Here is a 25,446-nt window from a genome sequence, read left to right as displayed (position 1 = left end):
CAAAGAAGAGCTATGAAAAAGAAAATTATTATTTTAGGTATATTAATAATAAGTATCTGGTTAAGTCTTTCAGGATATAGTGAGGCAGGAACTATAACTGCACATTTTACTGGTAAACTATCTGATTATGGATTGGATACAGATGATGATGATGATGAATATTATAATTATTTGGTAATAAATGTAGAAATAAATGTTTCAGAAACTGGAGAATTTAGAATAAAAGGGGGGTTATGTGATAATTTAGAAAGTGATTATATAAGCCATGCCTATACTGATATATCTTTATCACCTGGAACATACAGTGTAGAGGTCAAATTTGATGGTAGAGAAATTTATAATAAGGGGTATGATGGACCGTATAAATTGTATTATATAGTATTAGAACAAGGTAATATTCATCTTGATCACATTCTACACGCTTATACCACTGGTACATATTCTTATACCCAATTTCAACCACCACAGGCAAGTTTTACTGGTAGTTTTACTGATTATGGCCTGGATACAGATAATGATGAGTGGTATAATTACCTGGTAGTAAATGTAGAAGTAAATGTTATAGAAGCAGGAGATTTCAGGATAAGAGGAAATTTATATGACAACTTGGGGAATAATTCCATAACCCAGGTATATACCAATATCTCATTATTATCTGGAACACATACAGTAGAACTTAAGTTTGATGGTAGAGAGATTTATAATAAAGGCTATGATGGACCGTATAAATTGCGTAATCTGGATTTATATCAAGGTAATACCTATCTTGATGATATTCAAGATGCTTATACTACTGGCATATATTCTCATACACAATTTCAACTGCCTGATGCAAGTTTTACTGGTAGTTTTACTGATTATGCTCTGGATACAGATGATGATGAATATTATAATTATTTGGTAATAAATGCAGAGGTAAATGTTATAGAAGCAGGAGATTTCAGGATAAGAGGAAATTTATATGACAACTCAGGGAATCATTCCATAACCTATGTACATACCAATATCTCATTATTATCTGGAACACATACAGTAGAACTTAAGTTTGATGGTAGAGAGATTTATAATAAAGGCTATGATGGACCGTATAAATTGTGTAATCTGGATTTATATCAAGGTAATACCTGTCTTGATGACATTCAAGATGCATTTACTACTGGTACATACTCCTATACCCAATTTCAACCACCAAAGGTAAGTTTTACAGGTAGTTTTACTGATTATGGCCTGGATACAGATAATGATGAGTGGTATAATTACCTGGTAGTAAATGTAGAAGTAAATGTTATAGAAGCAGGAGATTTCAGGATAAGAGGAAATTTATATGACAACTCAGGAAATCATTCCATAACCTATGGGTTTACCAATATATCATTATCACCAGGAACACATACAATAGAGCTTAAATTTGATGGCAGAGAGATTTATGATAAAAGCTATGATGGACCATATAAATTACAAAATCTCTACATAAGAGATGAAAATACAGGTACTCAACTTGACTATATCTCTAATGCTTACACCACAGGTACATATTCTTATACTCAATTTCAAATCCCAGAGGCAAGTTTTACTGGTAGTTTTACTGATTATTGTTTAGATACGGATGATGATGAAAGATATAATTATTTAGTAATAAATGTAGAAATAAATGTTTTAGAAACAGGGGAATTTAGAATAGATGGAAATTTATACGATAATTTAGGGAATTATATAAGCTGTGGCTATACTCATAATATACTATTAGCAACAGGTACACATACAATAGAACTTAAATTTGACGGGAGAGAAATTTACAGTAAAGGTTATAATGGACCGTATAAATTGCGTTATATAAAGTTATGGCAAGATTATATTCAACTTGACTATATCTCTAATGCTTATACTACTGGCACATACTCTTATACTCAATTTCAATCCCCGAATGCAAAGTTTACCGGTAGTTTTACTGATTATGCTCTGGATACAGATGATGATGAGCGATATAATTATTTAGTAATAAATGCGGAAGTAAATGTTATAAAAGCAGGGGAATTTAGAATAGAAAAATGGTTATATGATAATTCAGGGAGTAATTCCATAACCTATGGGTTTACCAATATATCATTATCACCAGGAACACATACAATAGAGCTTAAATTTGATGGCAGACGGATTTATGATAAAAGCTATGATGGACCATATAAATTACAGAATCTCTACCTAAGAGATGAAAATACAGGTGCTCAACTTGACTATATCTCTAATGCTTACACCACAGGTACATATTCTTATACTCAATTTCAAATCCCAGAGGCAAGTTTTACTGGTAGTTTTACTGATTATGGCCTGGATACAGATAATGATGAGTGGTATAATTACCTGGTAGTAAAGGTAGAAGTAAATGTTATAGAAGCAGGAGATTTCAGGATAAGAGGAAATTTATATGACAACTCAGGGAATCATTCCATAACCTATGTATATACCAATATCTCATTATTATCTGGAACACATACAGTAGAACTTAAGTTTGATGGGAGAGAGATTTATAATAGAGGTTACGATGGACCGTATGGATTGCGTCTGGATTTATGGCAAAGTAATTTCCACCTTGAATATATATCTGGTTATACTGGCACATATTCCTATACCCAATTTCAACCACCACAGGCAAGTTTTACTGGTAGTTTTACTGATTATGCTCTGGATACAGATGATGATGAATATTATAATTATTTGGTAATAAATGCAGAGGTAAATGCTATAGAAGCAGGAGATTTCAGGATAAGAGGAAATTTATATGACAACTCAGGGAATCATTCCATAACCTATGTACATACCAATATCTCATTATTATCTGGAACCCATACAGTAGAACTTAAGTTTGATGGTAGAGAGATTTATAATAAAGGTTACGAGGGACCGTATAAATTGCGTAATCTGGATTTATATCAAGGTAATACCTGTCTTGATGATATTCAAGATGCTTATACTACTGGCATATATTCTCATAGACAATTTCAACTGCCTGATGCAAGTTTTACTGGTAGTTTTACTGATTATGGCCTGGATACAGATAATGATGAGTGGTATAATTACCTGGTAGTAAATGTAGAAGTAAATGTTATAGAAGCAGGAGATTTCAGGATAAGAGGAAAGTTATATGACAACTCAGGGAATAATTCCATAACCTATGTACATACCAATATCTCATTATTATCTGGAACACATACAGTAGAACTTAAGTTTGATGGTAGAGAAATTTATAATAAAGGTTACGAGGGACCGTATAAATTGCGTAATCTGGATTTATATCAAGGTAATACCTGTCTTGATGACATTCAAGATGCATTTACTACTGGTACATACTCCTATACCCAATTCCAACCACCAGAGGCAAGTTTTACAGGTAGTTTTACTGATTATTGTTTAGATACGGATGATGATGAAAGATACAATTATTTAGTAATAAATGTAGAAGTAAATGTTATAGAAGCAGGAGATTTCAGGATAAGAGGAAATTTATATGACAACTTGGGGAATAATTCCATAACCTATGTACATACCAATATCTCATTATTATCTGGAACCCATACAGTAGAACTTAAGTTTGATGGAAGAGAGATTTATAATAAAGGCTATGAGGGACCGTATAAATTGCGTAATCTGGATTTATATCAAGGTAATACCTGTCTTGATGACATTCAAGATGCTTATACTACTGGTACATATTCTCATACACAATTTCAACTGCCTGATGCAAGTTTTACCGGTAGTTTTACTGACTACGCATTGGATACAGATGATGATGAGTTTTATAATTATTTAGTAGTAAATCATGAGATAAATGTTGTAAATGCAGGGGAGTTTAGAATAAGTGGAGAGTTATGGGATAATTCAGGGAATAGTCCTATAACCAGTGGTTATACCAATATATCATTACAACCTGGTACATATACTATCAAATTTAAGTTTAATGGTAGAAAAATTTATAATACAGGTTATGATGGACCATATAAGGTGGATAATGTAAGATTATGTATTGAGACTATTGAGAAAGAAGAGGTTGAAGAAGAAGTTGAGGAAGAAGCAGAGGAAGAAAAAGTACCTATTCCTATGGGTTTAGTGGAGATTGATACACTTCCTTATCCCTATATTACAGGCACATACTCCTATACTCAATTTCAAATACCAGAAGTAACCTTTAGTGGCACCCCAACTAATGATTACGGATTAGATACAGATGGTGATGGACTTCATAACTATTTAGTGATAAATATAAATGTAAAGGTTAGGAAACCAGGAGAGTTTATGATAAAAGGACTTTTATGTGAAGATTTCAAAGAACCTCCTTTTAATGTGATTAAATATATAGATATTATGCATAAGTTTTTATCTACCGGCACCCAAACGATAGCACTTAAAATTGATGGAAAAGATATATATAGTAAAGGTATTAATGGACCATATAACTTATTCCCTCTATTCATATTAATAAAGGATGACAGTGATTGGATGGAAGTTGATTACTCAAAGTTTGTATATACTACCTCTGGCTCTTACAAATACACAGATTTTCAGCCATTAGATGTACCAATGATGCAGGATTTAAACAAGGTCTGTGTCTATCCTAATCCATTTATACCGAGTAAAAGTAAAACAGATGTAATTATATTTAAAAATCTTACTCAAGATGTAACTCTAAGAATATTTACTATATCAGGTGAGTTGGTATTTAAGAAGGAAGGTATTGATTATACCTATGAATGGGATGGGAGGAATGATGCTGGTAGAAAGGTAGCAAGTGGTGTGTATCTGTATTGTATCACTAATACTAAAGGAGATAAATGTATCGGTAAATTGGCGATTATTAAATAATTAGTAAACGGATTTAACGGATAAAATGGATAAAAAATAATCCGATCAATCCGCTTAATCTGATTACTAAAAAATATGATGGAAATTAAGTAGAAATAAAAAATTATACCACTCCAACTAAATAATCTGAAAATAGGACGCAGATGAACAAGATTTACAAGATATATCTAATAATAATCCTAATAATCTGCGAAAATCTGCGTCCTCTAAATAAAGAGGAACGAAAGATGGTAAAAATGAGATTGTTTTTAATATTTAGTTTAATATTTTTGACCACTACTGTATTCGCCAGTACTAATTTTATCGGTAGTGTAGGGATAAAGGGGAAAGGACCACCTGAGGCAGAACTTTTATACCCTTATGGTGTAGCGGTTTCTTATGATGGCAGTATTTATGTTGCAGATACCGGTAATGATAAGATAAAGAAATATGATAAAAACGGTAAGTTTCTTTATGCCTTTGGGCAAGAAGGAACGGGTGAGGGGCAGTTTAGGGCTCCACAAGGTATTGCAGTTGATAAAAGAGGAAATATATTTGTAGTAGATACTGGCAATGAGCGTGTACAACATCTGTATGATGATGGAAATAGTATCTCTTTTGTAAAGTGTTTTACAGGTAATCCACAATTTTATTATCCAAGAGATATAGAATTGGATAAGGATAGTAATCTTTATGTCTTAGATTCTGGTAATGATCGAGTACTAAAGTTTGATTCATCCTTTAATCCTGTAAATTCATTTAATGGAGATAATATATTAGGCAGTGAAGGTAGTGGCACTACTCAATTTAGTGAACCTTATGGTCTAACATTAGATAAAGAAGGAAATATCTATGTTGCCGATATGCGAAATGAACGGGTATCTATATTTGATAAAGAGGGTAATTTTATTCGTAAATTCGGTATACAAGGAAGACAGGTAGGTGAGTTTTTAGACCCGGTAGATGTAGCAGTAGATTCGGATGGAAATATTTGGGTAGCAGATAAGTATAACTTTAGAATACAAAAATTCTCTAATACTGGTCAATTTTTACATACATTTGGTAGATTTGGACCTGGTAAAGGACAATTCCATACTGCACAGAAATTGGCTATCCATCAAAAGAAATTATATGTAGTAGATTCAAATAACAGTAATTTACAGATATTTGATATAAGTAGTTATATAACAAATGTCAGTGCTTATCCTTATATTTTCTCACCTAATGATGACAATCAAAAAGACACTACTACCATTACCTATCATCTACCAGAAGAGGCAAAGGTAACAATCAAGATTTATAATACAAATCATGAGTTAGTGCGTGATTTAATAGTAGAAGTAAATAAACCTTCAGGAACTAATACAGAAATCTGGGATGGTAAAGATAATAGTAATATAGTCGTAGAAGATGATGAATATACATATAAAATAGATGCTGTGAATATAATGAATTATCATGCACCTCAACAAAGAGATAAAGTAATAGTTGATAACACTCCACCTGAAATAACCAATCCAAAAGCTATACCAGGAGTTGTCCCAGTTGGAGCTACGGTAACTTTATCCTCAAAGGTAATAGATAAATATGGAATTGTAGAGGTTATGGTTGATATTGCACCAATTGGAGGTGCTGGTAGTCAAGCAATGAGTTATATAGGTAACGATATATATTCTTATCAAGCAATAGTATCAGAGGTAAATCCTGGTATAAAAGAGTTATTAATTACAGGTATAGATAATGGGTATAATAAATCTACGCAAACACTCATTTTAAAGGTTGGTACACCAACGATAACTATTTTGCCTGATTCTGGTACTGTTGGTAGTGTAGTTACTGTCCATGGGGAGGACTTCTTTGCCTCAGAATTAATCCGAATAGACTTTGGAACGACTGTTTCTATCACCTCTTCATACGCAGATGCTACGGGTAGTTTTTCTTCAATATTTACTATTGATACCATGAGTTTTGGTATAAAGACTATCTGTGCCGTAGGATTAAGTTCTGAGGTAACTCTAAGAGGCACTTTTAGTATTAAAGGGAGTATTGTCTTAATTAGTCCTGTAATTGGTACAATTGGAACAATAGTAAGTATAGAAGGAGTAGGGTTTGAGGTTTCAGAAGAGATAGTAATAGACTTTGGTACTACTAAAACTATTGCTACTGGAGTGACAAATTTATCTGGTGTTTTCAAGATTCCCTTTACTGTTGATTCTCAACCTATCGGTTCAAAAACCGTTAGAGTAAGAGGTATTAGTTCTAATCAGATTATTGAATTTACTATATTTGTAGCCTATGAATATCCGATTTTAGATTGGACAGGTGAGGAAAATTATGAACAGGATGGACTTCACCCAGAAGAAGGAGAGCGATTAGTTGGAACTTATACCTATCGAGTAAAATATATTGATTATCTTGACAGACCACCACTAACAGGGTATCCAGAGGTAAGGATTTTTAGAGGTGGCCGGGAATTACAAAATAGCCCATTTATTATGGAAGAAGTAAATCCACAAGATATTGACTATAAGGATGGTAAACTGTATAGTTTTGAAATAGCTAATCTTGAGACAGGGCTATATTCATATCAATTTGTTTCAAAGAATATAGATGAAATTCTGGCAAAAGGTAGTCCTACTATAAGCCACTCAGGACCTAAAATAATAGGCTCTCCGACATTAACCTGGATAGGTGAAGGAGGGTATATTTCTGATGGTGTAGAGCCAGATGTAGGACCTACAGGATACTTTACTTATAAAGTATTATATACTGATATTGATAATATCCCACCAGCAGAGGGTTATCCGAGGGTCTATGTTTGTCTAGGAGGATTTTTAATATCAGATGGATATACATTAATCAAGGAAAATGGTAATAATTATGCGGAAGGGGTGGTATACTCTACAAACAAAGTTCGATTTTCTTATGCCAGTGAGGCATATAGTTATTACTTTGAGGTTAAAAATGAACAAGGGGTTATTGGTACCGGGACTCCAACTGTTTCTAAAGATGGGCCGATAGTAGAAGGGACAAACCTTGCACCTTTGTTATTTATGCCAGATGAAAAAGATTATATAGATGGCCTTGAACCAAATCGTGGTACTCCAGGGACTACATTTACTTTTCGTACCGCATACCGGGATATTAATATTGACCCACCTGCCTCAGGTTATCCAGCACTACTTATCTATAAAGATGGTGCACCTTATGGAGAAGGGACTTATAGTATGAACTTTGTTAATGGGAATTATTTAAAAGGTGCAACATTTACTATATCCATAGTCTTAGATGAAGTTGGTATCTATCAATATAAGTTCTATGCTAAAGATAGTAAGGGTGAAGAAGCTAGAGGTCCTTTTTTTATCTTGCTTCAAACCGGTCCAAAGATAAGTCATGCACCTGAATTAGAATGGAGAGGTACCCCAGGTTATGAAAAAGATGGATTAGAACCACATGAAGGCATTGCTCGCGAAACATATTTTACTTTCAAGGTAAAATATAAAGATGAGGATAATGCTCCCCCTTATTCTGATTATCCTAAGATATGCATTCTTAAAGGAACTACTACTATCGGGGAAGCCGAAATGCGTGTTGAGCCAACTAAGGATTATATAGAAGGTGAAAACTACTGGTGTGTTTTTAAATTGCAATCTGGTGGAGTTTATAGCTACTATTTTGAGGCAAAAGATGAATACGGAATAGAGGCTATTGGCACTCCTACAAATATTAGCTATGGGCCTATTGTAATTGGACCAGGGATAACGCTGGTATCTCCAGTATCAGGGTTTGTTGGTACTAAGGTTACGATAGCAGGGGAGGGGTATTATCCAACAGAACCAATACAGATAGACTTTGGCACTACTAAAACTATCTTAATTACTACATCAGACGCTTACGGTAAATTTATAGCTACTTTTATAGTTGATACACAAGCTATAGGACCAGTTGATATTACAGCTACAAGTGTTAAATATGGGCATAATGCTACTGGGATATTTAATATAATCGAGAAACCGGCAGATGGTAGTGGGATCGCAAAGATAGAGCCAGATAGGACAATAGTAGATATTACTGAGGTATTTTATATCACTTATACAGCAGAGGCAGATTTAAGTAATGGAACGGTTACTTTAACTATACCACCTAACTGGACTATACCTCCTGATTGGGCGATAACAGTTACTCCGGGACCTGAAGTGATTTTAAAATACCGTAGTATTGTAGGTTCAACCGTTATAATACCTATTGAGGAAATGTTTGCTGAAGGTACATTTACTATAATGTATATAGGTACACCACAGGGTACTATTACTTTAGGAACCAATACCTTTATTATAAAATCAGAGGGAGAAGGAGGAATTCTTACACCTATTACTAATCAACCAGTAGTATGTGTAGAGGAGGTAATCAATCCACCTTATCTCAGGCAGTTAACCACAGATACCTGTAATGAAAGTCCAGCAGGTTATTCACCAGATGGTAAAATGATAGTTTATGCGAGGCAATCTGAAGATGACTCATATACTATCTGGATAATGGATGCAGATGGTAAGAATAAAAAGGAGATAATCAAGGATGAGGAATATCATTGTACCCCTCTTGGCTTTTTACCTGATGGTGAGATGTTGGTTTATAGCAAGTATTTGAAAACTCACCAAATAGGACCTGAAGAGGGTATCTATATAATAAAGAATTTTAAAGAGGTAATTAATGGCACTCCTCCAGATGAAATTAGGGTAGTAGGTACACAAGGACTTGCTTCTGTCTCTTCTCCTGATGCTAATGTAATGACATTTAGTTGCTGGAATATAGAATATCCTATTGCCGATATTAAGGCGGTTATTAATCTCCAGGATGTAATAAATCATGATACTACTCCTATTATAAAAGATATATTAGTTGGTCCTGAGTGGGATGTAACCGGTGGTTGGTCACCGGATGGTAAAGTATTATCATTTTATTCTACTCGAAGTGGGGACCCAGAGGCATGGATGATAAAGAATATTCAGGATGTGTTATTTAAAAATGCCCAGCCAGAGTTATTACAATTGACAAATTTCAAAGAATATGATTGTGATGGTGTGTTTTCACCAGATGGAGAAAAATATGCATTTACTTCAACTAAAGATAATCACCCTGGAAGATGGAACTGCTGGGTGATTACTAATATAAAGGATGTGATTTATAAAGGAGCAGAATTAGAACTTGAGCATTTAATCCCTTCCTTGATTACTGAAGGTGTCTGTAGTTGGTCTCCAGATGGAACAAAAATACTTATTGGGTCTTATCGTGCTGGTAACTGGGATGTATGGGAGATGGATTACCCTTATGATAAAAAAGCTGCCCCGGCAACTAATATCATTTCACCTATACTAAATCAAGTATTAAAAGGTAAATCTATAATTAAAGGGACGGCTAAAGATAATGTAAGTGTTAATAATACAGTACTTTCTACATTATTATCTTACACTGGCGAGTATAGTCTGGGTACAAATTCAGATTACTGGATACCAATTGTTACATCCAATACGCAGGTAGATAATGGTACATTAGCTATCTGGGATGTATCGGATTTAGAAAATGGACTCTATACTATTAAACTTACTACTACTGATGGAGAGGATGAAGGGGTAGAAGAGGTGGTAATAAGAGTAATAAATTCTAAAATAACATTAATATCTCCAGATAGTGGTGTGATAGGTACGGTAATAACAGTTGAAGGAAAGGATTTTGTTGCCTCAGAATTAATTAGAATAGATTTTGGTACAACTAAAACTATTAACATAGTTACTTGTAGTGCTGGAGGGACTTTCTCTATTACTTTTCCTATTGATACCCAATATTTTGGCACAAAAACTATTATGGCTACTGGGGTAACTTCTGGATTAGTGGCTAAGGGTAAATTTAGTATTATAGGTCAGCTAACTAAAGTTTATCCTCATAACCCATGTGTAGGCACTCCTGTTACAATAGAAGGTAATGGCTTTGGTAAAAATGAGATGATAAGAATTGATTTTGGAACTATTCATAGCATTACCACTATTATAAGTAACCCAGCAGGTACTTTTTCTTCTGTTTTTACTGCAAGGTATTCAGTAAGTGGAATTGTTACTATTACTGCTATAGGGCTTAGTTCAAATCAGATAGATACTATTAAAATTAATTTTTTAAGTAATATGTATCAATTAACTACTTCAGCAATGGACTTAAGCAGTTGTCTTTCACCTGATGGGACTCAAATAGTATTTCATTCTTTTAGGACATGGCCTTCAAGTATTTGGATAATGGACTCAGATGGAAATAATCAAAGACAACTAAATGTAGGCAAAGAAAGTTGTTATAATCCTCGATTCTCTCCTGATGGAAGTTATCTTGCATTTCAGTCTGAGAGGGATATTTGGCTTGTAACTAATATCCAGGATGTAATTGCAACTGGAACTTCACCAGAGTTAATTCAGATTGATGCAGGTGGTTTCGAGAATGACCCAGGTTGGTGGTCCCCGGATAATAAGATGTTATCATTTTATTCTGATTACGATGTCTGGGTAGCAAGTAATATAGATGAGATAATTAATGAAGGTGCTAATCCAGAATTACACCAGATAACTAATACTGATGATGCATTGGAACTCGGTATCTGCTGGTCGCCTGATGGTAAATGGTTAGCTTATGCAAAAAATGAAGATTTAGACTGGTACTTTGGTAATTGGGAAATATGCATAATTACAAATATCCAGGAGGTGATTTATAATAATGCTACACCTACTACACTGCAAATTACATATAATCCAGCATTTGACATTCCTGTTGGTTTCTCACCAGATGGTAAAAAACTGGCATTTCTGTCAACTACAGGCTGGCCACCCCGTTTTCCAAAAATAAATAATATATCTAAAGAGTTAATGAAAGAAAGAATCCCTCCTGCTGGATTTCCGTATGACGCGTGGATAATTAATAATATAGAGGAAGTAGTTAATAATGGAAAAGAAGCTGAGTTAGTTCAATTGACTAATATTGATACTGATGGAATTTATGCAATAGGATATTTTAGCCTATCTCCTGATGGAACTAAATTATTGCTTAATTATGAAAGAACACACGATAGTTCAAATATCTGTATAATGGACTATCCTGATAAAGATGTTCCTGCGGCTAATATTATCTCTCCTATTTTAGACCAACAATTAAAAGGTAAAGCTGAAATTATAGGTTTGGCAAAGGATAATGTAAGTGTAAATAAAGAGGTAATACTTTCAAAACTATCTTATTATTCCCTAAAATATAGACAGGAAAATGTAGAGAGTAAAGGTTCCACAGATTGGAATACTATTATTACATCAAATACACCTGTTGAACTCGGTACTTTAACTCCATGGGATACTACTACTATTCCAAATGGTATATACACACTTAAATTAATTGCTACTGATGGTGAAGATGAAAATGTAGAAGAGGTTAAAGTAAAAATAGCAAATACTAAGATAACTTTGATTACTCCTATTAGAGGTAGTGTAGGCAGTATAGTTAGTATAGAGGGGGCAAATTTTAATGCATCAGAAGGCATACGAGTTGATTTTGGGACTACACTTAGCATCGCTACCACTATAAGTAATAGTTTAGGTAATTTTGAACTCATTTTAACTGTTGATATCCAACCTTACGGGTCTACATCTATTATAGCTATTGGATTAAGTTCTAATAAGACTGCTATGGAGAAATTCTTTATTTTACCACAAATTACCCAATTTACACCTACTCTTGGTTCGATAGGTACTATTGTTACAATTAGAGGCAATGGTCATGGAGTAAGTGAAGAGATATTAGTAGCTTTTGGGCAGACTAAAAGTATTGCTACTACCTATTCCAATTCTGTTGGGGCTTTTAGTATTAATTTTACTGTAAATACGCAATCAGCAGGGACAAAAACTATTGTCGTAAGAGGGAATAGTAGCGGTGTAAAAACAATTGCTTATTTCTACATCACAATAGGAACATTAGAACCAAAGATTACTTTAGTATCGCCTGTAAGTGGTTCAGTAGGGGCTAAAATTACTGTAACTGGTGAAGGGTATGAAACAATTGAGCCAATTATAATTAATTTTGGGATAAGTTCTACTATTACCTTGACTACAAGTAGTATCTTAGGTACATTTACTGCTATGTTTACTATTGATACCCAAATTTATGGGAGTACTTCTATTGTTGCTAAAGGTTTAATATCTAATGTAAGTACCTCTAGTTGCATTTTTATCACAGGAAATATTACTTTAATAACACCTACAAGTGGTACATTAGGAACGACTATTACTGTATCTGGTAATGGCTTTGGAGCAAGAGAAAGAATAGTGATAGATTTCGGTAATATTAGTACAATTATTGTTTGTAGCTCAACTTCGATAGGTACTTTTTTAACCTATTTCACCGCTACTGCACAAAGCTATGGTACCACTACTGTTACAATTCAAGCTATATCTAACCAGGTATTTATGAATTATTTCTTTGTCTTACCTAAAATATCTTCTATTTTACCTACCACTGGCACAATAGGAAGTATTATTACAATAAGAGGTGATGGTTTTGCTGGTAGTGAGTTAATAAGAATTGATTTTGGTACTACTAAAAGTATTACTAATGTAGTAGCCAATAATGTAGGATATTTTAAGGCTACATTTACCATAGATACTCAGATTTATGGAAGTACTACCATTAGAGTTATTGGTACCAATTCATCAAATCCTGTTTTATCTTACTTCTTTATCCAGCCAAATATTACATTAGTCTCGCCTAAAAAGGGTACGATAGGTACAATAGTAACCCTATCAGGTAATGGTTACCGCACATATCAGAGTATAAAGATAAGGTTTGGGACTACAGCTATTATTCAACTTACATCTACTGATATAACTGGAAGTTTTAGTACTACCTTTACAATTGATACCAAGACTTATGCTGAGATTAGTATAATAGCCTATGAAAATGAAGAGATTAGTGCATTAAGTAGATTTCAAACTCAACCAAATATTACTCTCATATCTCCTAAAGAAGGTACAATAGGTAGTATTGTAACATTGGCTGGTAATGGCTATGTAGCATTTCAGCGTATAAGAATAGAATTTGGTACTATACCGAGTATCCAACTTACCTCTACCTCTGTTAATGGCACTTTTACTACTACCTTTACTATTAATACTCAAGCCTACGGTAAGACTACTATAGTTGCTGTCCAAGATTGGTTAAATATAAAATCTAAAGGTATCTTTACTATTAAATCAAATATTACCTTACTTACGCCTACTAAGGGTACAATTGGCACTGAAGTTACTATATTCGGTAATGGATTTGGAAAGAGTGAACTTATACAAATTGATTTTGGGGCAACTTCAACTATTGCTACTGAAGAAAGTGATATAATGGGTAGATTTATTAGTAGCTTTAGAATTGATACACAACCTTATGGTAGTACATCTATTTGTGCTATTGGGCTTAAGACTGGCTCAAGTGCTACTATTTCTTTCTTTATTAAACCAAAGATTATTGCAATTACACCTACTTCTGCTTCAGTTGGAACAATTGTAGAGATAAAAGGGCTAGGTTATTCTTCAGGTAAAATGGTACGGATTGACTTTGGGAAAACTTTGACTATTGTAACTACTACTGTTATGTCAAGTGGTTTACTTCGAACTACATTTACTATTGATACTCAAAACTACGGGACTACTACAATAGTAACTTTAGGTGTAGGTAAAGAAGAAGTTGATAAAACTACATTTATTATCTTAGGCAATATTACTTATATTTCACCTATTTTAGGTACGGTAGGAAGTATTGTAAACATAGAAGGTAACGGTTTTGGGTCAAATGATATAATATGTATTGACTTTGGTACCTCGATGACAATTGAACTTACTACTGCAAGTTATGTTGGGACATTTAGTACTCAGTTTATGGTTGATCTTCAACCTTATGGAGATAAGACAATAGTAGTTAGAAGTATTGAAGTTAATTATATAGATAAAGATATAAATAGTTTCTTTATCTTACCAAATATTAAAATTACTCCTACTTCTGGTGAAATAGATAGTATAGTTACTGTAAAAGGCAATGGATACTATTCATCAGAATTAATCTGGATAGATTTTGGGACTACTAAAACTATCTCTGATGCAAAGACAGATACTTATGGTAGTTTTACTACATTCTTTAGACTGGATACTCAAGCCTATGGTATGAAAACAATTGTAGTTAGAAGTGAGTCTGGATTGATACTCACTACTTGTTTCTATATCAAAGATGGTATGCTCTGGACTAGTCCTGTCAGTGGTACAGTTGGAACTATGATTACAATTAGAGGAATAGGCTATGGTGCTAATGAGTTTATAAGGATTGATTTTGGTACTATCCAGACTATCGCTACTGCTGTAAGTAATGAATCAGGTATTTTTGCTGTCTCGTTTACTACCAATCTGCAACCTTATGGCACTACTTCTATTATAGTCACTGGACTTACATCGATGGTAAGTAAGACAGATATTTTCTTTATCAAACCTAAAATCAACTCTATCTTTCCTACTTCTGGTAGTGTTGGAATAGTTGTAACTTTACAAGGGGATGGTTATTCTTCAAATGCAGAACTTCGAATTGATTTTGGGATGACAAAAAGTATTGTTACTACTTATACTGAATCTAATGGGTCTTTTAAGGTCACCTTTACTGTGGATACTCAGCCTCAAGGAACTACTACTGTTATTACTGCTATAAATAAAGACCAGATTGATAAAGCAGAGTTTATTATCTCAGGCAATATTGTTTATCTTTCCCCTACCTCTGGAACAGTAGGATGTATTGTAACTATAGCAGGTAATGGTTTTGGGGCAAGAGATACAATAGTAATTGATTTTGGTATCACTTCAAGTATTGCTATCACCACTGCAAGTTCTTTAGGTACATTTTGTACTACTTTTAGTATTGATATACAACCATTTGGACCAAAGAAGATTATTGTTAAGAGTATTAAAGCAGGCTGTGTGGATAAAGCTATATTTACTGTTTTACCTGAGATTATCTTAAATCCTACCTCTAGCTCTATCGGTAGTATTGTTACTATATCAGGTACTGGATATTTTGCTTCAGAACTTATAGAAATAGATTTTGGACTCACTTCATCAATTACTTTTACTACAAGTTATGCTAATGGTACTTTTAAGACTATTTTTACTGTGGATACTCAATCTGCTGGGAGTAAAACAGTTATTGCCAGAAGTAAGTGGTTATCTACTAAAGTCTATTTTTGTATTAAAGGAACTATAATTTGGATATCTCCTACAAGTGGTACAGTAGGAAGTAAAGTTGAAGTAAAAGGTATAGGATATAAAGCTAATGAGCAAATACGGATAGATTTTGGTACAACCGGGACTATTGCTGCCTGTATCTCAATGGAGGCTGGTAGTTTCTCCGTAACCTTTACAGTTGATACACAATCAGCAGGGACGACTACTATTTTAGTAAGAGGGATAGAAAGCAATGAGGTTTGTATCTCTTACTTTGTGATAACAGAAGATACTATTCCACCGATTATCTTGCATGAATTTATTCCTTCAGCACCTGCTGGATTGCCAATGGAGGTTGTAGCTACTATAACGGATAATGTAAAGGTTAATGAGGCAATTCTTTATTGGAAGATAGGTGGGACTAAAACGATTTCTTTTACTCAAATGGTTAATATTGGAGATGACCTTTACAAAGGTACTATTGCGGCATCTAATGTCACTATGCGAGGGTTACTTTACGCTATCTGGGCAACTGATGGCAAGAATGACACTTTATCAACTATCTGGACGACGATTACTTATGGCACAGTTAGCTCCGGTAAAATTGGTGCTATCTATCCAACTTACAAATCCATCTCTGTTCCTGTTCATCCCGGGAATCCTGACCCCGCAGGTGTGTTGTGGAATTGGGGTAATTTTGAGCAAAATGTCAGATTAGTCTATTTTGATGGGAATAATTGGGTCATTCATAATCCGCCAGATTCAACTGTCCCAAACTTTGCCCCGGAGATAGGCTATGGGATTACCGCAGATAAAGATAATGAAATTATTGTTTATGGGAGTTCGACTAATCCTTCTGGTTATTATGTTATTCCATTAAAAGGCGGTCTGCCTGAAAGGTGGAATCATATTGGACACCCATATCTTTACCCGGTGGCTTTGAATGAGCAGGTAAAGTTTCGCAAAGGAGTAGAGGTAGTTGACCCGGTGACGGCTTATGTAAATGGCTGGATAAAGAGTTCATTATGGTATTATGATGGCACGGGATTTAAGATGGTGCCGTATCCTGGGGTAATTCGTCCTTGGATAGGATATTTTATCCCGGTGACGGTGGATTGCGAGATGCTCGTTCCAGCAGAGGAGATAGGTGGGAAACACACCCCTGACCCCTCTCAAGAGGGGAAGAGTTTCTGCCCGATAGAGGAGTGGGTTGTGAATAATGAAGTTCGTAGTGAGAGTGAAGTGGATGAATTTAACCCACTTGAGCATAAAGATGGCTGGGCAATTCATCTATCCGTTAAGGCGGGTAGCCTGACTGATAGATTTAACTTTGCTGGCGTTAGCCCTGAGGCAAGCGATACCTACGATGATGGCTATGATATTGCTGAAATCCCAATGTTACCAGTAGAGGAAGGAGAATTCGCTCCTGCGTATCTCAAGTGTTACTTCATTTCACCGACGGAAGGTGAATATGGCTCTGACTATCGCAGTGAAGTAGAAACAAACAAGGAATGGAAATTTAGGGTAGAGCAGGTAGGTGAGCCAGGGAAAGTAGAGATAAGTTGGGATATTACCACTGTGCCACTCCAATACTATCTCTACTTAAAGGATAGAGATAATCTGATTGATATGCGCAAGAAAGAGAGTTATAGTGGCAATGTAGGTGAGTATAGCCTGATAGTTAGTAGTGGACCAATTAAGGAAGTGTCGGCATTAGATAGTGTAGCTGAGTCTTACTGCTATCCTAATCCGGCTAAAGGCAAGAAGGTATTTTTTGTCGTGCCGCAAAATACAAGAGTCAGTTTAAAGATATTCAACATTGCGGGTGAGTTAGTCTATGAGAAAGAGGAAGATTCAGGAGGAGATGGGATTGTGGAATGGGATTGTCATAATTCTGCGGGAGAGAGAGTTGCCTCTGGAATCTATATTTATTTCATCAGAGATGATAAAAGTTCAAAAACAGGTAAATTGGCAGTCATGCGATAATTTAGAAGATTGCAACTTGAAAAATTGCGACCTATGCAGTTAGGTTTAAGATTATTATTTTTCCCTTACCTTAAAAATGTAAGCCTGCTCCTGACAGGCTCAGGAGTTAGGTCAGGATGGTTGTGCAAAAAGACTAACTTCATAATCCCTAAACCAAACCAACCCCTGATTAAATCAGGGGCTAACCCTAACCCTTTCACCAAAAACTCCTAAATATATCTCCTTTTCGGACACAAGTCTAAAGTTAACTGCACAGGTAGAAAAATTGCTTTCAAATTGTCTGCCTTCCTAAAGAAAGAAAAAAATTGACAAAAATTTATTTTAATTATATAATTGTAGATATATAAATTAGTGAGTAACTATTCAGCCACTGATTAACACGGATTAGCACGGATAAATAGCAGAGGGCAGAAGGAGGAAAAACCTTCAGCCTAATTACGGACACGGAAAACGGACACGATTCACGAATTTTGTAAGCGTTCGGCCACAGAGGCACAGAGTTCACAGAGAATTAAGGAAATTAGCCACAAATGGATACGAATTAACCTCTGACATCCCATAAATGTAGTGCGAACCTTTAAGTTCGCCTTTTGGCTTGCCAGAAGCGAAGCTAACGCCTCGCACTACAAATCTTTTTGTATTTTGTTCATTCGTGGTTATATATTCCCTCTGTGTTCTCTGTGACTCTGTGGCTATATCCTGAACGGTTACGAATTTTCAGTGTTTCATCCGTGTCTATCTATGGCTGAATAGTTACCAAGGTGAATTAATATGGTGAAGAAAAAACTTTTATTCATTGGGTTGATTTTAATTTTATCTACTATTGAATCAACGGTATTGTCACAGCCAGCAGAATTCAACGAAAGCGAGAAAATAATTGATTCTGCAAAAGATGTGGTTAAAGAAACTCCCAAAAAAGAAAAATACGATGTCAATCTGTTTGTTCTGATGGGGAAGACAGTTGTTTCACTCGTAATTATTGCGGCACTTATTTATTTTGTTCTTCGTTTCTTCCTCAAAGGACAAAGATGGCTTACTCGACAACAAGAATTTATTCAAACCATCGCCACTCACTTTTTAGCCCCTAATAAATATATTCAGATAGTAGAAATCGGAAATAAATTATTAGTTTTAGGCATCAGTGAACATAATATTAATTTATTAACGGAGATAGAGGATAAGGAAGTCATAGACCTTATTAAAACACAAGTAAGTAGAGCGGAAGATAAACTACAACTATCCTTTATTCAACATTTGAAAAAAAGGCTTATGAAACCACAGTTAGAACAAACAGATTACGAGGAAAAACTTAAATTTTTGAATAAACAAAGAGAAAAACTGAAAAGTTTAGAATTATAGTAACTCTTCAGCCACGGATGAACACGGATGAAACTGGAAAAGTAAAAAGTTAAAAAGATAGATGTTTGTCCAGAATCTTTCTTTTTTCTCTGAAAATCGGGGTTCGGGGCTCGGATTTTGGGATTAGGGAATTCTTTTATTCCCGAGTCCAGAATCCCGAGTCCCGAGTCCCGAACCCCTTTATTTTCATCATCCTTTGTGAGTTGCAGACTCATAGGCGTTTCTTCTCCGTTTTATCCGTGCTAATCCGTGTTAATCAGTGGCTGAACAGTTACGAGGAAGAGAATAAAAAAGATGGATTACTTCGACTTAAATATGGGATTATTGAGAAAAAGGCAACCGCTGTTAGCAAAACGATTAGAAGAAGTAATTCCTGCTCAAAATATTGATGTTAGCTCTTTATCGGCTACACCGATTATTGACCCGAAGATTAATTTGAGTCATATTAATACCCTGGCGGTGTTAGGGTTTGGGATGGGGACTCATATCCGCGAACTGGTAGAACGGACTCAGGAAAAAACACTTGTATTGGTGGTTGACCCTGATATAGCGACATTCAAGGCATTACTTAAAATAATAGACCTGACTCCTATCTTAAAAAGACCAAATGTTAAACTTGCCATTGGAGAATTTGCGCCGTATGCAGTGCGTTCTCGAATAGATAATTACTATAAAATAAATACCATTCCTGATATAACCGTTGCTGAACATAAACCATCGGTTGCTAAAAATCCTCTTTATTATGAAGAAGTAAAAACTTTACTCGAAGAAGCAACTGTTGTCGGGCGTCAAAATTTAGCCACACTTGCAGAAAATTCAACACTCTGGCAAAATCAGATTTTAATCAATCTTCCAATCATTATAAAATGTCCTGGATTAAGAACATTATATGGGAGATTTCAAAATATGCCGGTAATTATAGTTGCCGCAGGACCTTCACTTGATAAAAATGTCATGCATTTAAAAGAGGCTAAAGATAAAGCGGTAATTATATGTGTAGATACTGCATTAAGAACCTTATTTAATCATAATATTAAACCAGATCTGGTAATTACGATTGATGCTACGGCAAAAAATTATAATTATTATTTAAAAGATTTAGATATATCCGATATATATTTAATTGCCGGGCCTGCTGTTTATCCTGAAACCTTTTTAGCTGCTATTTCAAAGATATTTGTAAGTAGTTTTGGACACCCGTTATTGGATTGGATTGAAACATTCATCGGGGTTAAAGGAACAATTAAACTGGGTGGCTCTGTGTCAACCGCGGCTTTTGACCTGGCGCGAAGAGGTGCGGCTAACCCAATTATTTTTATTGGTCAGGACTTAGGATTCCCGGATGATAAAGTATATACTTCTGGCGTGAAAAAAGAACGATTTGAAGAAGCAGAAAAAATATGGCCAACAGTCGAGTTTATGTGGGTGGAAGATGTTTATGGCGGTAAAGTGAAGACAGTTCAAGGTATGTGGACATGGATTAAGTGGTTTGAACATCAGATAAGTGAAATGCCCCAGACACTCTGTATTGATGCCACTGAAGGGGGAGCAAAAATACCAGGAACGAAAATCCTTACCTTAAAAGAAACCATTGAGAAATATTGTCAAAAATCAATCAATATTGACCAAATCCTGCAACAGGCTTATAACTCTTATGTTTTGCCGGATATGAATAACCTTTTAAAAGAAATAGAAGGAATAATAAAGGATTGGAAAAAGGTTCAATTTATTGGTAAAGAAGGCACGGCGTTAGCCAATAGACTACTTGAAACAATAGCAGATAATCACATTGATAAAAAAGCAATGAAGATGTTCAAAGAACTTGGAATTTTATATCATCGGATAATTGAAAATCATCGAGGGTTTATGAGACTTAGTAGCTGGAATTTAGAATCCTTATTATTTCGCATGGAAAGGTTTAGTTTAAGCACAGACCCTGTAGTAAAAGCCACAGCCTGTAAAAATTTCTTTGAGGAAATATCAACTTATTGTCAGGAAACTGTTATCTCATTAACCTCAGTTCGTGAGAAGTTATTCCAGATACAATCTGAAAGAAAAAACAATGCTTGAAAAAAGAAATTGTCTCCTCTGTAAATCTGGAGATTATAAAGTAGTAAAAGCCCTGAATGGGTGTAATTTTAAAGAATGTCTAAATTGTGGGTTTATTTATCTTGACCCTCAGCCAGATGAAAATGCCATTCAGGAATTTTACCCAAAAGAGTATTTTAATTCACAACATCCACAAGGCTATCATGACCTTATTGCCAGAAAAGACGATGTGATAAATTATAGACTTAAAGCGATAATGGAATTAGTCAATTTATTATGTTCGGGGAAGGGGAAATTACTTGAGGTCGGGTGTGCGTTAGGATATTTTCTGGAATTAGCTCAGGCCTCGGGTTGGGAAGCTCAAGGCATAGAATTATCACCCTGGGCATCCGCCTATGCTCAGGAAAAGACAAAGGTTAAAGTCTCAAGTGGAAAACTTGAAGATATTAAATTTCCTGACTCATATTTTGATGTCATCGTGATGATAGAATTAATAGAACATACTCAAAACCCACTCCTGTTTTTAAAAGAAGTGGAAAGAATACTAAAGCCTGATGGTATGATTCTTCTAACTACGCCTAATTCAAAAAGTATTCATCATAAAATCTGGAAAAGGAAATTTCAAGAGATATTTTTTATCCCAGAACATCTATTTTTATTCTCAATACCGACGATTAAACGGCTATTGGAATTAAGTGACTTGAAACCAATACACTTAGAGACAAAAACCTATTTAAGACGATACTATGATTACAAAATTCCTCAAGGATGGGGACGACAAATAAGAGCACTATGTAGAAGATTGATATTGAAATCAATTAATAACTTGAATTTAGGCGAGATGCTACTCGTAGCCGCAAGGAAGAAAGAGACAATCGGTAATATTGGTTAGTGATTATCATTATCAGAGAAACGGTCATGAGTCTGCGGCTCACAAAGGGCAATGAAAAATGGGAGAAGGACAACCCCCTAACCCCCTTTATTAAGGGGGAATATGTGTTCTAAACCAGAGGATACGAGTCTGTGGATACTATACTAATTCGCTAATCTCTAATTCACTAATTCGCTATTTTCAGGGGAAAGGGCAATGAAAATGGGAGAAGGACAACCCCCTAACCCCCTTTATTAAGGGGGAATATGTGTTCTAAACCAGAGGATACGAGTCTGTGGATACTATACTAATTCGCTAATCTCTAATTCACTAATTCGCTATTTTCAGGGGAAAGGGAATTTATGTGGAAATTATATTAGTCATCATTTTCAGCTATTTAATCGGGGCAATCCCTACCGCATACATTATTGGCAGAATTTTTGGGAAGGTAGATATAAGAACTGTTGGAAGTGGAAATGTTGGTGCAAGTAATGTTTATAGAATAGTGGGAAAAACCGCAGGCATCAGTGTTTTAATCATTGATATTCTGAAAGGGTTTCTACCTATTTATCTTGTTAATTTATTAGCATTCGCTACGATATACCAGATTATGGCTGGTTTAGGGGCGATTATTGGACATATCTGGACAATATTCCTTAAATTTAAAGGGGGAAAAGGAGTCGCCACAGGATTAGGAGTATTTCTGGGGCTGACACCTATCCCTGTACTGATTGCCTTGTTAGTATTTCTATTAGTTGTGGCTATATCACGATATATTTCCATAGGTTCAATTATAGCCGCGATACTTATCCCGGTGTTGCTTTTATTTTTTAAAGAGGAGCCAGAAATAATAATTTTTGCTCTGGTAATTTCCTGGCTCATTGTGATAAGGCATATCCCTAATATTAAAAGACTTATAACTGGTCAGGAACATAAATTTGATATTAAAAAATCTTAAACTCCTAATGTTTATCGCAAAAATTTGTTAATTTTATTAAAAAAATACTTGCATTTTTTTAAAGAATATGATATGATTGTTAAAATGGATGTAGAGATTGGAGTTTTAGGCGGTGGTTCCTGGGGGACAACATTAGCTATCGAACTTTATGAAAAGGGATTTTGCGTTAAAATATGGGAGTTTTCCAATGAGCAGGTAGAGATAATAAGAAATAAGCGGGAGAATGTAAGGTTTTTACCAGGTATTTCTATTCCAGCAGAAATTTATATAACAAGCTGTTTAGAGGAGGTAGTAAAAGAGGCAGAGGTAATAATTATAGCCGTTCCGTCACAAGCAGTAAGAGATGTCGTTAGACAGTTACCACCAATGATTGAGTCTGATGTCGTGATAGTTTCAGGAGTAAAAGGTTTAGAAATCTCAACAATGAAACGAATTTCAGAGGTGATAAGTGAATTTTTCCCATCTCCAGCAAAAATTGGTGTTATTTCAGGACCTTCTCATGCAGAAGAAGTAAGTCGCAAAATCCCAACGGCAATAGTCGCCGCCGCCGCCGATGAAAAGATAGCAAAATTTATTCAACAACTCTTTAATACATCCAGTTTAAGGGTATATACTAATACAGATTTAATCGGAGTAGAATTAGGGGGTGCATTAAAAAATATTATCGCCATCGCCGCCGGGATATGTGATGGGCTGGGATTTGGAGATAATACAAAATCTGCACTTATTACCAGAGGATTAGTAGAAATTATTCGGATAGGAAAGATATTAGGGGCGAAAGAATCGACATTTTTAGGGTTAAGTGGTCTGGGAGATTTAGTTTGCACCTGCACAAGTAGGCATAGTAGAAATAGGCATCTGGGAGAAATGATAGGTAAGGGAATCCCACTTCAAGAGGCTTTATCGTCAATGGTGATGGTAGCTGAAGGAGTGCCAACAACTAAAGCCGCTAAAGAATTAGCCAATAGTGTGGGGAGTGAACTTCCTATTACCAATGAAGTCTATAAGGTGCTTTTTGAAATGAAAAATCCACGACAGGCGGTTGAGGATTTAATGTTAAGAGTGATAAAATCAGAGGATTGAAAAAGTGAATATCGTAACTATTCAGCTACTGATTAACACGGATTAGCACGGATAAATAGCAGAGGGCAGAAGGCAGAGAGCAGAGGGCAGAAGGCAGAGAGCAGAGGGCAGAAGGAGGAAAAACCTTCAGCCTAATTACGGACACGGAAAACGGACACGGATTACGAATTTTCAGTGTTTCATCTGTGGCTGAATAAGTTACTTCTAATCTTTTAATCAATATTTAAGTTTGAAAGGAGGTGAATAAGGAATGACGAAAGCAGATCTCGTCAATGCGGTAGCAGAAATAGGTCTAACCAAGAAAAAAGCCGCAGAGGCTGTTGAGGCTGTCTTAAATGGAATTAAAGACGCTTTAGCAGACGGAGATAAGGTGCAGTTGATTGGATTTGGGAGCTTCTCAGTTAAAAAGCGTTCTGCAAGAGAAGGTAGAAATCCACGCACTGGTGCTCCACTTAAGATTGCGGCAAAGAAAGTACCAGTTTTCAAGGCTGGTGAAGCTTTAAAGAGCGCTGTTTAAACTCACTATGACAAAAGAAAAAGGGTTAAGGGAAAGAGAAAAAAATAATTTTTTCTCTCTTACCCCCTTAACCCTTTTTTATTTAAAGACATACAAAATGTTAGGTTCTCCTGAAAATAGACTACCACCTATTTCGAACCGATAGTTATTCCCACTTTTTTCCCTGGTCACTTGAACTGAAAGTCTAAGGAGTGGTTGTTCAGCCAGGAGACTTTGGGGTTAACTCCTTTACTTTTAAGTTTCTCTTCTAATTTATGGTACATGGGGGCAATTTCATCTTCTCTTGGATGACCATAGATAGTTACCCGAATACGATCTCCTCGAAGCTTCACTAAGGACTGAACATTGAAGAATTTCTCATAGATAGTAGCCAGATTATGACCAAGATATTCTCCCCCACATTCGCCCTGAAGGCACTCATAGCATCATAGGCTACCAGTTTTGTGGCCAAATGCATAGCCACTTCATTAAGTTTAATTCCAGGAAGTTTATCCATACCAAGGAACTTCCCCTCATCAAA

9 protein-coding genes are annotated in these 25,446 nt (G+C 35.3%); 8 read left to right on the top strand and 1 reads right to left on the bottom strand.

Going from position 1 to position 25,446, the window contains the following annotated elements:
• Positions 1-12 precede the first annotated feature (12 nt).
• From AB1422_01965 to AB1422_01930, 8 genes are all read left to right on the top strand, one after another.
• Entirely contained in the window at positions 13-4,857 is a 4,845-nt protein-coding gene (locus AB1422_01965) for a gliding motility-associated C-terminal domain-containing protein (protein ID MEW6618112.1), read from the top strand.
• Positions 4,858-5,084: 227 nt separating this feature from the next.
• A complete protein-coding gene (locus tag AB1422_01960; GenBank protein ID MEW6618111.1) occupies positions 5,085-18,089 on the top strand; it encodes a 6-bladed beta-propeller in 13,005 nt (4,334 codons plus the stop codon).
• Between the two features lie 771 nt (positions 18,090-18,860).
• Positions 18,861-19,448 carry a flagellar biosynthetic protein FliO gene (locus AB1422_01955; GenBank protein MEW6618110.1) on the top strand — a complete coding sequence of 196 codons (588 nt, stop codon included), beginning with the start codon at positions 18,861-18,863 and terminating at the stop codon, positions 19,446-19,448.
• A 294-nt stretch (positions 19,449-19,742) separates the two neighbouring features.
• The gene (locus tag AB1422_01950; protein MEW6618109.1) at positions 19,743-21,518 is read left to right on the top strand and encodes a 6-hydroxymethylpterin diphosphokinase MptE-like protein; all 1,776 of its coding nucleotides are present in this window, start codon (positions 19,743-19,745) and stop codon (positions 21,516-21,518) included.
• Entirely contained in the window at positions 21,511-22,389 is an 879-nt protein-coding gene (locus AB1422_01945; protein MEW6618108.1) for a class I SAM-dependent methyltransferase, read from the top strand. Before AB1422_01950 ends, AB1422_01945 begins: the two co-directional genes overlap by 8 nt.
• 343 nt (positions 22,390-22,732) lie before the next feature.
• Complete coding sequence (gene plsY / locus AB1422_01940) at positions 22,733-23,326, top strand: glycerol-3-phosphate 1-O-acyltransferase PlsY (protein MEW6618107.1); 594 nt, start codon at positions 22,733-22,735, stop codon at positions 23,324-23,326.
• Positions 23,327-23,398: 72 nt separating this feature from the next.
• A complete protein-coding gene (locus AB1422_01935) occupies positions 23,399-24,409 on the top strand; it encodes an NAD(P)H-dependent glycerol-3-phosphate dehydrogenase (GenBank protein MEW6618106.1) in 1,011 nt (336 codons plus the stop codon).
• Between the two features lie 250 nt (positions 24,410-24,659).
• Positions 24,660-24,926 (top strand): HU family DNA-binding protein, encoded by a 267-nt coding sequence (locus AB1422_01930; protein ID MEW6618105.1) that lies wholly within the window; start codon positions 24,660-24,662, stop codon positions 24,924-24,926.
• Positions 24,927-25,257: 331 nt separating this feature from the next.
• Here AB1422_01930 and AB1422_01925 read toward each other — a convergent pair.
• Positions 25,258-25,446, bottom strand: a 189-nt coding sequence (locus AB1422_01925; protein ID MEW6618104.1) for a hypothetical protein, incomplete at its 5' end; no start/stop codon positions are given.

Source organism: bacterium, from assembly GCA_040757115.1.
In the GTDB taxonomy this organism is placed as follows: domain Bacteria; phylum UBA9089; class CG2-30-40-21; order CG2-30-40-21; family SBAY01; genus JBFLXS01.
The sequence above is the reverse complement of the archived record's forward strand: the minus strand, read 5'-3'. Positions and strand labels throughout refer to the sequence as shown.

Excerpts from the sequence above, each read along its gene's own strand:
- AB1422_01960 (MEW6618111.1), top strand. The coding sequence starts at position 5,085 with ATGGTAAAAATGAGATTGTTTTTAATATTTAGTTTAATATTTTTGACC.
- AB1422_01965 (MEW6618112.1), top strand. The coding sequence starts at position 13 with ATGAAAAAGAAAATTATTATTTTAGGTATATTAATAATAAGTATCTGG.
- AB1422_01950 (MEW6618109.1), top strand. The coding sequence starts at position 19,743 with ATGGATTACTTCGACTTAAATATGGGATTATTGAGAAAAAGGCAACCG.
- AB1422_01945 (MEW6618108.1), top strand. The coding sequence starts at position 21,511 with ATGCTTGAAAAAAGAAATTGTCTCCTCTGTAAATCTGGAGATTATAAA.
- AB1422_01930 (MEW6618105.1), top strand. The coding sequence starts at position 24,660 with ATGACGAAAGCAGATCTCGTCAATGCGGTAGCAGAAATAGGTCTAACC.
- AB1422_01935 (MEW6618106.1), top strand. The coding sequence starts at position 23,399 with ATGATTGTTAAAATGGATGTAGAGATTGGAGTTTTAGGCGGTGGTTCC.
- AB1422_01955 (MEW6618110.1), top strand. The coding sequence starts at position 18,861 with ATGGTGAAGAAAAAACTTTTATTCATTGGGTTGATTTTAATTTTATCT.